This is a genomic window from Streptococcus oralis subsp. oralis (genome assembly GCF_002096595.1).
GTDB lineage: Bacteria > Bacillota > Bacilli > Lactobacillales > Streptococcaceae > Streptococcus > Streptococcus oralis_D.
Window position 1 is genome coordinate 125,236 of record NZ_NCUR01000010.1, and the last position, 12,741, is coordinate 137,976.

At 38.8% G+C, this 12,741-nt stretch carries 13 protein-coding genes; all 13 read left to right on the forward strand.

The features are described 5' to 3' along the window. Positions 1-152: 152 nt before the first annotated feature. The 13 genes from B7714_RS04995 (at position 153) to B7714_RS05055 (ending at position 12,740) form a co-directional block, all read left to right on the forward strand. On the forward strand, positions 153-950 hold the full coding sequence (locus tag B7714_RS04995) for a formate/nitrite transporter family protein (protein WP_000254787.1): 798 nt from the start codon (positions 153-155) through the stop codon (positions 948-950). A gap of 150 nt (positions 951-1,100) precedes the next feature. Continuing rightward, positions 1,101-2,381: an O-acetylhomoserine aminocarboxypropyltransferase/cysteine synthase family protein gene (locus B7714_RS05000; protein WP_084859824.1), complete on the forward strand. Its 1,281-nt coding sequence runs from the start codon at positions 1,101-1,103 to the stop codon at positions 2,379-2,381. 94 nt (positions 2,382-2,475) lie between these two features. Further along, positions 2,476-3,750, forward strand: coding sequence for a DUF2130 domain-containing protein (locus tag B7714_RS05005; protein ID WP_084859825.1), 1,275 nt, complete (start codon positions 2,476-2,478; stop codon positions 3,748-3,750). 6 nt (positions 3,751-3,756) lie between these two features. Next, a complete protein-coding gene (locus B7714_RS05010; RefSeq protein WP_084859826.1) occupies positions 3,757-5,433 on the forward strand; it encodes a phage tail family protein in 1,677 nt (558 codons plus the stop codon). A gap of 9 nt (positions 5,434-5,442) precedes the next feature. After that, positions 5,443-6,243 carry a V-type ATP synthase subunit I domain-containing protein gene (locus tag B7714_RS05015; RefSeq protein WP_084859827.1) on the forward strand — a complete coding sequence of 267 codons (801 nt, stop codon included), beginning with the start codon at positions 5,443-5,445 and terminating at the stop codon, positions 6,241-6,243. Further along, the gene (locus B7714_RS05020) at positions 6,244-7,329 is read left to right on the forward strand and encodes an AAA family ATPase (protein WP_084859828.1); all 1,086 of its coding nucleotides are present in this window, start codon (positions 6,244-6,246) and stop codon (positions 7,327-7,329) included. Positions 7,330-7,348: 19 nt separating this feature from the next. Next, a complete protein-coding gene (gene truB / locus B7714_RS05025) occupies positions 7,349-8,227 on the forward strand; it encodes a tRNA pseudouridine(55) synthase TruB (RefSeq protein ID WP_084859829.1) in 879 nt (292 codons plus the stop codon). 111 nt (positions 8,228-8,338) lie between these two features. After that, positions 8,339-8,977, forward strand: a complete 639-nt coding sequence (udk, locus tag B7714_RS05030) for a uridine kinase (protein WP_001181376.1) — start codon at positions 8,339-8,341, stop codon at positions 8,975-8,977. Positions 8,978-9,105: 128 nt separating this feature from the next. Next, positions 9,106-10,446, forward strand: coding sequence for an exodeoxyribonuclease VII large subunit (gene xseA, locus B7714_RS05035; RefSeq protein WP_084859830.1), 1,341 nt, complete (start codon positions 9,106-9,108; stop codon positions 10,444-10,446). Further along, the gene (locus tag B7714_RS05040; protein WP_000043226.1) at positions 10,424-10,636 is read left to right on the forward strand and encodes an exodeoxyribonuclease VII small subunit; all 213 of its coding nucleotides are present in this window, start codon (positions 10,424-10,426) and stop codon (positions 10,634-10,636) included. The genes xseA and B7714_RS05040 overlap by 23 nt, the downstream gene beginning before the upstream one ends. Then, on the forward strand, positions 10,633-11,508 hold the full coding sequence (locus B7714_RS05045; protein WP_084859831.1) for a polyprenyl synthetase family protein: 876 nt from the start codon (positions 10,633-10,635) through the stop codon (positions 11,506-11,508). Before B7714_RS05040 ends, B7714_RS05045 begins: the two co-directional genes overlap by 4 nt. Then, a complete protein-coding gene (locus B7714_RS05050; protein ID WP_084859832.1) occupies positions 11,501-12,316 on the forward strand; it encodes a TlyA family RNA methyltransferase in 816 nt (271 codons plus the stop codon). The genes B7714_RS05045 and B7714_RS05050 overlap by 8 nt, the downstream gene beginning before the upstream one ends. After that, complete coding sequence (locus tag B7714_RS05055) at positions 12,309-12,740, forward strand: arginine repressor (RefSeq protein ID WP_084859833.1); 432 nt, start codon at positions 12,309-12,311, stop codon at positions 12,738-12,740. Before B7714_RS05050 ends, B7714_RS05055 begins: the two co-directional genes overlap by 8 nt. The last annotated feature ends 1 nt before the right edge of the window (position 12,741 follow it).

Sequence of the window (12,741 nt, forward strand, 5' to 3'; positions counted from 1 at the left end):
TGGTTTTTTATGTCAACAAATAGGTTCAAAATAGTTCTTATGAAAAAGGATAAGAAGGCTTAGGATAAATATTTTAGAATTTTACAGAAAACGCTTTCTAGAAAACAAGAATTATGTTATAATTATCACAAATAAACGTTTAGGAGTTTTTTATGGTCTCTTCAGAATTTATTTCAAAGATTGAATTTGCTTGCAAGAAGAAAGAAAGTCTTTATAGCCAAAGCAAGTTTAAGTATGCGATTCGTTCCATGTTTGCAGGTGCTTTTCTAACATTTAGTACGGCTGCGGGCGCAGTTGGGGCTGACTTGATTAATAAGATCGCACCAGGCAGTGGACGCTTCCTCTTCCCATTCGTTTTTGCTTGGGGATTGGCCTACATTGTTTTCTTGAATGCTGAGCTAGTAACTTCAAATATGATGTTTTTGACAGCTGGTAGTTTCTTGAAAAAAATCTCTTGGAGAAAAACAGCTGAGATTTTACTCTACTGTACCTTGTTCAACCTTATCGGAGCTTTGATAGCAGGTTGGGGCTTTGCCCACTCAGCAGCCTATGCGAATCTAACACATGATAGCTTCATTTCAGGAGTTGTAGAGATGAAGTTAGGTCGTTCCAATGAGCTAGTCTTGCTTGAAGGTATTTTAGCCAATATCTTTGTAAACATTGCCATTCTTTCATTCGTTTTGGTGAAAGACGGTGGCGCCAAACTTTGGCTTGTCTTATCAGCGATTTACATGTTTGTATTCTTAACAAACGAACACATTGCTGCGAACTTTGCTTCTTTTGCGATTGTAAAATTTAGTGTTGCAGCTGATTCTATTGCTAACTTTGACATACCTAATATTCTTCGTCACTGGGGTGTAACCTTTGTCGGAAACTTTATCGGAGGAGGTCTCTTGATGGGCTTACCTTACGCCTTCCTCAATAAAAACGAAGATACCTATGTCGATTAAAGAAATGAGCACGAGTTAATCGTGCTTTTTTGTTTGATGTGTATGACTAGTCATAGTTGTTCCTTATATCAAAATATAGAAAAACTGTATTGGAAAAGACTTGTACAAGATGATACAATATCCCTAATGAAGCTATTTGGAGGTCGTCTTATGACTCGTGATTTTAAATTTGAAACCCTACAATTACATGCTGGACAAGTAGTTGATCCAGCGACCAAATCTCGTGCAGTACCGATTTATCAAACAACATCCTTCGTTTTTGATGACACGCAGGAAGGTGCAGATCTGTTTGCCTTGAGAAAACCAGGCAATATCTATACTCGTATCACAAATCCTACAACAGCAGCATTTGAAGAAAGAATCGCAGCTCTTGAAGGTGGTGTTGGAGCACTAGCGACAGCATCAGGTATGGCTGCTTTAACCTACACTATTTTGGCGCTTGCTCACGCAGGTGACCATGTGGTGGCTGCGTCAACTATTTACGGTGGTACTTTCAATCTCTTGAAAGAAACCCTTCCTCGTTATGGGATCACAACTACCTTTGTCGATGTGGATAATTTGGAGGAAGTTGAAGCAGCTATCGGTGACAATACCAAACTTGTCTTGATTGAAACCTTGGGGAATCCCTTGATTAACATTCCTGACTTGGAAAAATTGGCAGAGATTGCGCATAAACACCAGATTCCACTTGTTTCGGACAACACCTTTGCCACACCATATTTGATTAACGTCTTCTCTCACGGTGTAGATATTTCCATTCACTCAGCAACTAAGTTTATCGGTGGACATGGTACGACTATTGGAGGAGTGATTGTCGATAGCGGTCGTTTTGACTGGGCAGCTTCAGGGAAGTTCCCTCAATTTGTTGAGGAAGACCCAAGCTACCATAACTTGAGCTATACTCGGGATGTTGGTGCAGCAGCCTTTATTATCGCTGTTCGTGTTCAATTGCTTCGTGATACAGGTGCTGCCTTGTCACCATTCAATGCCTTTCTCTTGCTCCAAGGGCTTGAAACTCTCTCTCTTCGTGTTGAACGTCATGTGCAAAATGCAGAGAAAATTGTTGATTTCCTTGTCAACCATCCTAAGGTTGAAAAAGTCAACTATCCAAAACTAGCGGAAAGTCCTTATCATGCCTTGGCTGAGAAATATTTGCCAAAAGGTGTTGGTTCAATCTTTACCTTCCATGTTAAAGGTGGAGAGACAGAGGCTCGCAAGGTGATTGATAATTTGGAAATCTTCTCTGACCTTGCAAACGTAGCAGATGCCAAATCGCTTGTTGTTCATCCAGCGACAACCACTCACGGTCAGTTGTCAGAAAAAGATCTAGAAGCAGCAGGTGTCATACCAAACCAAATCCGCTTGTCGATTGGTCTTGAAAATGTAGAGGATTTGATTGAAGATTTGCGTTTGGCCTTGGAAAAAATTTAAAGTAACAGATATAAACAGTGGGTTTCGACTCGCTGTTTTTGAATTTCCCTCAGGCATGATATAATGGTTACAGAAGTCTAGAAAGAGGAAAGTTATGAACGAAATCAAATGTCCCAACTGTGGGGAAGTCTTCACAGTAAATGAAAGTCAGTATGCCGAACTTTTATCTCAAGTGAGAACAGCTGAGTTTGATAAGGAATTACACGATCGCATGAAGCAGGAGCTGGCTTTGGCTGAGCAAAAGGCTATGAATGATCAACAGACTAAACTGGCTCAAAAAGACCAAGAAATTGCGCAATTGCAGAGCCAAATCCAAAACTTTGATACAGAGAAAGAGTTGGCCAAGAAAGAAGTTGAACAGACAAGCCATGAGGCTTTATTGGCTAAGGACAAGGAAGTGCAGGCCTTGGAAAACCAACTGGCTACCTTGCGTTTGGAGCATGAAAATCAACTGCAAAAGACCCTTTCTGACCTAGAAAAAGAACGGGATCAAGTTAAAAATCAGCTCCTCTTGCAAGAAAAGGAAAATGAGTTGTCTTTGGCTTCTGTTAAGCAGAATTACGAAGCCCAGCTCAAGGCTGCTAGTGAACAAGTCGAATTTTACAAGAATTTCAAAGCCCAACAATCTACAAAAGCTATCGGGGAAAGTCTGGAACAGTATGCGGAGAGTGAGTTCAATAAGGTCCGCAGTTTTGCCTTTCCAAATGCCTACTTTGAGAAGGATAACAAGGTCTCTGCGCGTGGTTCTAAGGGTGACTTTATCTTCCGTGAATGTGATGAAAATGGAGTGGAAATTATTTCCATCATGTTTGAGATGAAAAATGAAGCGGACGGAACAGAGAAGAAACACAAGAATGTAGACTTCTATAAGGAATTAGACAAGGACCGTCGGGAGAAAAACTGCGAATATGCGGTTCTGGTGACCATGCTAGAAGCAGATAACGACTACTTTAATACAGGAATTGTGGACGTCAGCCACGAGTATGAAAAAATGTACGTCGTACGTCCCCAGTTCTTTATCCAGTTGATTGGTCTCTTGCGAAATGCGGCGCTTAATTCCCTAAAATACAAACAAGAATTGGCCTTGGTTCGAGAGCAAAATATCGATATTACACATTTTGAGGAAGATTTGGATGCCTTTAAACTAGCCTTTGCCAAGAACTACAATTCAGCTTCAACTAACTTTGGTAAAGCTATTGATGAAATCGATAAAGCCATTAAGCGTATGGAAGAGGTTAAGAAATTCCTAACCACATCCGAAAACCAACTCCGCCTCGCCAACAACAAGCTGGATGATGTATCAGTCAAAAAATTGACTCGGAAGAATCCGACCATGAAGGCTAAGTTTGAAGCATTGAAGGGGGAATAGAAAGCAGTGGAAAATGAATTATTAGTATTGAATACTGAAGAAGTAGATGAATCACAAAGTTTAAATTATGATGAATTGGAAGAACTACTTGAGCAACAATTTGAGATGGAATTTTCTAATCTTGAATCGTTACAAACAGAGTTTAAAGAAATAGGATCACCTGATAAGTTAAGTGAAGTTATTTTAGATGAAATTTGGAATCAATTTGGGAATCAGATTGGTTTAGATATGACAGGTGACACGCTTCTTAAGCAGTATAATGATAATAAAGGTAAACCAAAAGAATATACTAAAGTAATAGGTGAAAGTATTCTGAAAGATAAAAGATTCAAAGATGCAAGTAAGAATATGAAAGATAAGCTAAGATCTGGAACCCTAAAAGATGAGTATACTGGTAAAACTTTGAAAATTAATGAAAAAGTTAATCTGGATCATGTTGTAGCACGTAAACAAATTTTTGAAAATCCTTGGAGAAAGATTGCTGATATAGAGACTGTTGATTTAGCAAATAAATCAGAAAATTTTGCTGCAACAAACGAATCACTTAATAAAAGTAAAGGAGCAAAATCTAATAGTGAATATATAAAGAATAGAGAACTGAGGGAAAATGAACTTAGGAGTCAAGTTCAAAGAGCCAATGAGAAAATTGATAAGATGAATATCTCAGATGCCGAAAAGCGAAATCTTAAAGCTGAAAATAATAAAAGATTAAATGATAAATTAGCAGCTGATTCAAAGAAGATGCTGAAGGCTGAGAAAAGAGCAAAGAAAGCTATTAATAAGGATATTGCAAAGAAAGCTTCTGTCAGAATGGCCAATAAAGCTGGTAAAGATGCTATAAAAGCAATGTTTGTTGCTGCTCTATTTGGAATGTTAAAAGAAATAATGAATGCTTTAGTTCGCTTTTTCAAATCTAAAAAACGTTCGTTTGATACATTCTTAGATGAAATGAAAAAAGCGCTTCACGCCTTCTTTAGTAAAATTAAAGATTTTATCAAAGTTGGCATTGATAGTTTTGTTGGGAGTATCGTTGGGGAAATTATTGGAACAATCAATCAAAAACTTCAAAAAATAACAAACGTAGTTAAACAAATATTTGGATCAATAAGAGAAAGTATTTCTTATCTATCAAACCCTGAAAATGAGTCTCATTCTACTGAGATTAAAATTGCCCATATTTCAAAAATTATTACTTCTGCATTAGTAGGTGTAGGAGCAATATTTTTGGGAGAATATTTTGAAAAGTATTTAAAAAAAATAAAAGGCTTCGATACAGAAATTAAATATTTAGGAAGTATTGCAAATATACTAGGAATGTTTTTAGCTAGTCTACTAACAGGAATCTTGGGAGCCATAATTATTAATGGAATTGATCAATTTATTTCAAGAAAGTTAATTGAGGAAAATCAAAAGCAACAAGCTGATAAGAAAAACGAATTGTTGAGAATTCAAGATATACAAATTTTTGTTGCAGAAGAAAATGTGGCTGTTAAAAGAAATGATATATTCAGTAAGATGGCTAAGAACCATCAAAAACTAAGAGAACTTCTTGGTAATGTTCAAGAGGAATTTTCTAATTCAAAGATTGATTTCAAACAGCGATTATTAGCTAACGAAATGTACTTTGATGAAAAGCAAAGTGAACTTGAAGAAATGCAAAGTGCATTAAATGATTTATTATAGGAGAATGTTATGTCAGAAGAATTAGAGATTCAGGTTTTAGCAAAGTCTGAAAGATTTAATGAGAAAAAAGAAGCATTGAAAGCTTTTAGTGAAGAAATTCCAGAACAATCAGATTTACCGACTGTCCCACAAGACGATCCTATGCTAGGATTCATTGGTATGGAATATGATGTTAAAGGTAAGGATTTAAACGCTCTCACCGATGCTGTTCAAAATAGAATGATTGAACAAAACAAGCATATTAAAAAGATTATTCAGGAATTTAATACCATTTATGAAACATTTCAAATATTAGATGATGACTATATTAAAAGAATTTCAGAATCTTTGATTGCAGCCAAAGAGGCAAATAATAAAGCTATGCAGGGATTGCACGAGATAGAAGAATATCAAACTAGTAATAAAAAATTATTAGATGATGTTTTTAAACAGAATAAAGATCTAATTGATATATTGAAGAAACATCATAAAAAACTAGAAGAGTTAGAACAATTTGAAGATAAGCAAAGTGAAATTCAAATTGAAATTGATAGTTTAAAAGCGAAGCTAAAAACATTAGTGGAAATAGAAAATAGTTTTAACGATTTGCATTTACAGGTTAAAGAAACAGAAAATGAACTGAAAAACGACGTAGATAAGATGAATCTTCGATTAATAGACGAAAGTAAAAATCTTACTTTAATAGTCGAGAAATTTCAAACTGAACTAGAGGAAAAACAAAAAGAGATTAGTTTCCTTAGAAAAGGATTCTATGTCTTAGGAATCTTATTCGCTCTAATAGTAGTATTTCTGATATTTAAAGGAATGTAGATGATTAGTGAAACATATTTAAAACTGTTAAAATCAGAAGTGAAAAAGCTTGATGACTTAACAAATAATTCTTATGAATTTGAGACTGTTATTCAAGAAATTGTTGATAATAAGAAGCATTCAGAATTAGAATTAATAAAGCGTTTAGGTAATTTGTCAAATGATGATAAATTTCCTAAAATTAAAGAAAGACAGTCAACGGTTTTAGAGTTACTGTATAAATATCTTGGTTCTAGATTAATAGATAGTGAGTACGCTATTTTAAAAGAAATCAATGCCAAATCATTTGAGGAGCTGTCCGATGAATTAAACTCCCTGATAGGATTAGAAAATGTAAAGAAAGAAATAGAAGACCTAGTAATCTTTAACAAAGTTCAGAAAAACCGAGAAAAGATTGGGTTGAAAAAAACAAATAGAACGATGCACATGGCTTTCCTTGGGAATCCAGGTACAGGTAAAACAACAGTTGCTAGAATTGTTGGTAATATGTATCGTTCTCTAGGAATACTTAGTAAAGGTCATTTTATTGAGGCGACTAGAACGGACTTAATAGCTGAATACCAAGGACAAACAGCTTTAAAAGTTAAAAGATTAATCCAAAAAGCTAAAGGTGGAGTTTTATTTATTGATGAAGCATACAGTATCACAGAAAATGAAAAAAGTGACAGTTATGGTCGAGAGTGTTTGACTGAACTAACAAAAGCTTTGGAAGACTATCGTGATGATTTAGTTGTAATTGTAGCAGGATATGATGACCTAATGAAGAAATTTTTTGAGTCTAACCCTGGTTTAAAATCACGATTTAATTATTTTATTGAATTTGAAGATTATACAGTTAATCAAATGTTCGAGATTTTTCTATCGTACTGTAAGAACGAAGACTATATTATAGAAGAATCGGCTGCAGATAAGTTGAAAACATTTCTTGAAAAACAAAGCGATATGTCCGAAAATAAGAATGCGAATGGTCGGTTTGTAAGAAATGTATTTGATAAAATAATTATGAATCAAGCAAAACGTTTAAGTAACCTTTCTTTTGCTACAAAAGAGAATTATGTAACAATTCTTGAAGACGACATATTTTAATTGAATTAGAAAGCAACACATGAACGGTATTATCAACTTAAAAAAAGAAGTGGGGATGACTTCGCATGATGTGGTTTTTAAACTGCGTAAGATTTTGGGAACCAAGAAGATTGGTCATGGTGGGACCTTGGATCCGGATGTGGTGGGTGTTTTGCCGATTGCGGTGGGCAAGGCAACCCGCATGGTCGAATTTATGCAGGATGAGGGCAAGGTCTATGAGGGGGAAATCACCCTAGGCTATTCAACGACGACCGAGGATGCTAGTGGGGAAGTGGTCGCAGAGACCCCTGTTTTGTCGCCCTTGGATGAAACCATTGTCGATGAAGCGATTGCGAGTCTGACTGGGCCTATTACTCAGATTCCACCTATGTATTCGGCTGTTAAGGTTAATGGTCGCAAGCTCTATGAGTATGCGCGTGCAGGTCAGGAAGTGGAGCGTCCAGAACGTCAGGTGACCATTTATCAATTTGAACGAACAAGTCCAATTTCTTATGAGGACGAACTTGCACGTTTTACCTTTCGTGTGAAATGTAGTAAGGGGACTTATATCCGTACCTTGTCTGTTGACTTGGGAGAGAAGCTGGGTTATGCGGCTCATATGTCGCATCTGACTCGAACCAGTGCTGCAGGTTTACAACTGGAAGATGCTTTTACCTTGGACGAAATTGCTGCAAAAGTGGAGGCTGGTCAACTGGACTTTCTCCATCCTCTTGAAATTGGAACAGGGGACCTTGTCAAAGTTTTCCTAAGTCCAGAAGAGGCTACAGAAGTGCGCTTTGGCCGTTTTATCGAGTTAGACCAAACAGACCAAGAATTGGCTGCCTTTGAGGGAGACAAATTGCTAGCTATTCTAGAAAAACGGGACAATTTCTACAAACCAAGAAAGGTTTTTGGCTAGTCTAACTGGAGTGTGGGGATGGATTTGTTTCCCCTAGACTATCCAAATCAGACTATAAATTTTGCTAAAAATGTGATAGAATAGACGACGGATAAAAAAACGGAGGATAGCATGCAAAATAGACCAATCATTATCGGAGTGACAGGTGGTTCTGGTGGTGGTAAGACCAGTGTTTCAAGAGCCATTTTATCGCACTTTCCTGATGAAAAGATTTCCATGATTGAGCATGATTCATACTATAAGGATCAGTCTCACTTGACTTTTGAAGAGCGTGTCAAAACCAACTACGACCATCCATTTGCCTTTGATACAGACTTGATGATCGAGCAGATTAAGGAATTGTTGGCAGGGCGCCCAGTGGACATTCCAACTTATGACTATACAGAGCATACGCGGAGTAGCAAGACCTATCGTCAGGAGCCTCAGGATGTCTTTATCGTTGAGGGGATTCTGGTCTTGGAGGACAAGCGTCTGCGCGATTTGATGGATATCAAGATTTTTGTGGATACAGATGATGATGTGCGCATTATTCGTCGTATCAAGCGTGATATGGAGGAGCGTGGCCGTAGCTTGGATAGCGTGATTGACCAGTATTTGGGCGTGGTCAAACCCATGTACCACCAGTTTATCGAACCGACCAAGCGTTATGCCGATATCGTCATTCCTGAGGGAGTCAGCAATACCGTTGCTATCGACCTTTTGACCACAAAGATTGCAAAGATTTTGGAAGAAGCGCGAAACAGCAAATAATCAGATGAGGAGGCCATGCCTCCTTTTTCTATTTTTCCTTTAGTTTCGGTAGGAAAAAGGTGATTTTTAAGCATGTTTTTGGTATAATAATACCCATGGAAAAGCAAGAAAATGAATAGTAGGTGGAGATGGAAAAGTATTTATCGGTAACAACTTTGACCAAGTATCTGAAAATGAAATTCGATAAAGACCCTTACTTGGAACGGGTCTATTTAACTGGTCAAGTTTCCAACTTTCGTAAACGACCTACTCACCAATATTTCTCCTTAAAAGATGACCATGCAGTTATTCAAGCAACCATCTGGTCAGGAATCTATCAGAAATTAGGTTTTGACCTCGAAGAGGGGATGAAAATCAATGTGATTGGGCGTGTGCAGATCTATGAACCGAGTGGGAACTACTCTATCATCATTGAAAAAGCTGAGCCTGATGGGGTCGGGGCGCTTGCGATTCAGTTTGAACAACTTAAGAAAAAATTGACGGAAGAAGGTCTATTTCAAGAGAGATTCAAGCAACCTCTTCCCCAGTTTGCTAAGCGAATCGGTGTGGTGACCAGTCGTAGTGGCGCCGTTATTCGAGATATTATCACGACCGTCAGCAGACGTTTTCCTGGTGTCGACATTCTTCTCTATCCGACCAAGGTACAAGGTGATGGAGCTGCGGAGGAAATTGCTCGAAATATTGCGCGTGCCAATCAACGTGAGGACCTAGATGTTCTCATCATTGGTCGTGGAGGTGGTTCCATCGAGGATCTTTGGGCCTTTAACGAAGAAATTGTGGTACGGGCTATTTTTGAATCCCGTTTGCCAGTTATTTCTAGTGTGGGGCATGAGACGGATGTGACCTTGGCGGATTTTGTGGCAGATCGCCGTGCTGCAACGCCAACAGCTGCAGCTGAACTGGCAACACCTGTAACCAAGTTGGATCTTTTGACTCATTTGCAAAATCAGGAAAAACGAATGGCGACAGCTGTACAAAATGTCCTGTCAAAGAAAAAAGAAGCTCTGAAAAAATGCAGTCAGTCAGTTATCTTTAGACAGCCAGAGCGCTTGTATGATGGTTATTTGCAACGGTTAGACCAATTGCAACTGCGATTAAAACAAAGTTTGCGAACACGGATTTCTGATAACAAACAGCTAGTCCAAGCAAGGACGCATCGACTAGTCCAATTATCACCTGTTACCAAAATCCAACGCTATCAGGACCGGCTCGGTCAGTTAGACAAGCTCCTCCGTAGCCAAATGGCGTTGGCTTATGATGCCAAGGTTGCTGAAGTGAAGCGACTTTCTGAAGCCCTGATGATGTTGGATACCAGTCGAATCGTGGCGCGTGGTTATGCAATTGTCAAAAAAGAAGAGTCTGTTATCGATTCGGTTGAGAGTTTGAAGAAAAAAGACCAAGTGACGCTTTTGATGCGAGATGGTCGAGTAGAATTAGAGGTTAAAGATGTCAAAACAAAAGAAATTTGAGGAAAATCTAGCAGAACTGGAGACCATTGTCCAAAGTTTGGAAAATGGTGAAATTGCTCTGGAAGATGCGATTGCTGCCTTTCAAAAGGGGATGGTCTTGTCAAAAGAGCTCCAAGCGACGCTGGACAAGGCTGAAAAGACCTTGGTCAAGGTCATGCAAGAAGACGGAACAGAAAGTGATTTTGAATGAAGAAGCAAGAAAAATTAGCTCTTGTCGAGTCTGCCTTGGAAGATTTTTATGGAGACCAGCAGTTTGCTTCTAGTTTACGAGAAGCTGTTCTCTATTCCATTCATGCCGGTGGCAAGCGTATTCGACCTTTTCTCTTGTTAGAAGTTCTGGAAGCCTTGCAGGTCGCTATTAAACCTGCTCATGCACAGGTGGCTGCGGCCTTGGAAATGATTCATACAGGGAGCTTGATTCACGATGATCTTCCTGCCATGGATGATGACGATTATCGTCGGGGACGCTTGACCAATCATAAGAAATTTGGCGAAGCAATGGCAATATTGGCAGGAGATGCTTTGTTCTTAGATCCCTATGCCTTAATAGCGCAGGCAGATTTGCCAAGTCAGATCAAGGTGGACTTGATTGTCAACCTATCCCTTGCTTCAGGAAGTTTGGGCATGGTTGCAGGGCAGGTTTTAGATATGGAAGGCGAACACCAGCACTTGTCCTTGGAAGAACTTCAGACCATTCATGCCAATAAAACAGGTAAGTTACTTGCCTATCCTTTCCAAGCAGCTGCTATCATAGCTGAATTAGCACCAGAAATCCAAGCAAAGCTGAAAACAGTTGGTGAATTGATTGGGCTGGCCTTTCAAGTTCGAGATGATGTGCTGGATGTGACCGCTAGTTTTGAGGAAATCGGGAAGACTCCACAAAAGGATTTGCAGGCTGAAAAATCAACCTATCCAGCCTTATTGGGCTTGAAAGAGGCCATTTCCTTTTGTAACCAAACTCTGGATCAAGCTAATGTAAAATTAGAAGAAATTGCCCAAGAAGTCAGCTTTGAAACAGAGCCGATTGTAAATGTAGTAGAAAGTTTGAGAATCAATGGCTAAGGAAAGAGTGGATGTACTAGCTTATAAACAGGGCTTGTTTGAAACGCGAGAACAGGCCAAGCGTGGTGTCATGGCTGGTCTGGTTGTAGCTGTCCTTAATGGAGAGCGTTTTGACAAACCAGGAGAGAAAATTCCAGATGACACTGAGCTAAAACTCAAGGGTGAAAAACTCAAGTATGTCAGCCGTGGTGGCTTAAAATTAGAAAAAGCCTTGCAGGCCTTTGGTTTGTCAGTTGATGGCGCAACCACGATTGATATTGGTGCTTCTACCGGAGGCTTTACCGATGTCATGTTGCAAAATGGTGCTGAGTTGGTCTTTGCAGTCGATGTCGGTACCAATCAGTTGGCTTGGAAATTGCGCCAAGACCCACGGGTTGTCAGCATGGAGCAGTTTAATTTTCGTTATGCTGAAAAGACTGACTTTGAGCAGGAACCAAGCTTTGCCAGTATTGATGTGAGTTTCATTTCCTTAAGTTTGATTTTACCAGCCTTGCATCGTGTCTTGGCTGATCAAGGTCAGGTGGTGGCTCTGGTTAAGCCTCAGTTTGAAGCAGGTCGTGAGCAGATTGGAAAGAATGGAATCATTCGATATGCCAAGGTTCATCAAACTGTCCTTGAATCTGTCACTGCTATGGCGGTTGAACAAGGTTTTTCAGTGCTTGGATTAGACTATTCACCAATCCAAGGAGGACATGGAAACATCGAATTTCTGGCATATTTGAAAAAGGAAGAGGGAGCAAGCAATCAAGTTGCCCCCGAAATAGAAAAAGTTGTAGAGAGAGCACATAGAGAATTTAAAGATGAATAAAAAAGAGAGACTTGAAAAAATTAGAAGATTTGTTACGGATTATCAGATCGGGACTCAGGAAGAAATTGTTGAGTACTTGAGGGAAGCAGGTATTTCTGCTACTCAAGCCACTGTCTCAAGGGACATCAAAGAGCTTGGGATTGTTAAAATTCCTTTGAAGAACAACACCTATATCTATGAGTTGCCAAAATCAATCGTCAAAAGTTTGCAGTTGGCTGAGGACAATATTGTGAGTTCTGAGTTAATGGGAAATATGATCAACCTTGCTGTCATTCCTGGAAATACTATTTTTGTGAAGAGTCAGTTGGTCGAAGCATTTCCTGAACAGATTTTTAGCTGTCTAGCTGATGATGATTCTATCTTAATTGTAGCTAGAACAGCAGAGGCAGCTGAAGAAATTGTTGAACAAGTCAAAAAATGGTAGG

Bases quoted from the DNA above. Each gene is read 5' to 3' on its own strand.
- xseA (WP_084859830.1), top strand. From the start codon at position 9,106: ATGGAAAAGTATTTATCGGTAACAACTTTGACCAAGTATCTGAAAATG.
- B7714_RS05020 (WP_084859828.1), top strand. From the start codon at position 6,244: ATGATTAGTGAAACATATTTAAAACTGTTAAAATCAGAAGTGAAAAAG.
- udk (WP_001181376.1), top strand. From the start codon at position 8,339: ATGCAAAATAGACCAATCATTATCGGAGTGACAGGTGGTTCTGGTGGT.
- B7714_RS05040 (WP_000043226.1), top strand. From the start codon at position 10,424: ATGTCAAAACAAAAGAAATTTGAGGAAAATCTAGCAGAACTGGAGACC.
- B7714_RS04995 (WP_000254787.1), top strand. From the start codon at position 153: ATGGTCTCTTCAGAATTTATTTCAAAGATTGAATTTGCTTGCAAGAAG.
- B7714_RS05015 (WP_084859827.1), top strand. From the start codon at position 5,443: ATGTCAGAAGAATTAGAGATTCAGGTTTTAGCAAAGTCTGAAAGATTT.
- truB (WP_084859829.1), top strand. From the start codon at position 7,349: ATGAACGGTATTATCAACTTAAAAAAAGAAGTGGGGATGACTTCGCAT.
- B7714_RS05045 (WP_084859831.1), top strand. From the start codon at position 10,633: ATGAAGAAGCAAGAAAAATTAGCTCTTGTCGAGTCTGCCTTGGAAGAT.
- B7714_RS05055 (WP_084859833.1), top strand. From the start codon at position 12,309: ATGAATAAAAAAGAGAGACTTGAAAAAATTAGAAGATTTGTTACGGAT.
- B7714_RS05050 (WP_084859832.1), top strand. From the start codon at position 11,501: ATGGCTAAGGAAAGAGTGGATGTACTAGCTTATAAACAGGGCTTGTTT.
- B7714_RS05000 (WP_084859824.1), top strand. From the start codon at position 1,101: ATGACTCGTGATTTTAAATTTGAAACCCTACAATTACATGCTGGACAA.
- B7714_RS05005 (WP_084859825.1), top strand. From the start codon at position 2,476: ATGAACGAAATCAAATGTCCCAACTGTGGGGAAGTCTTCACAGTAAAT.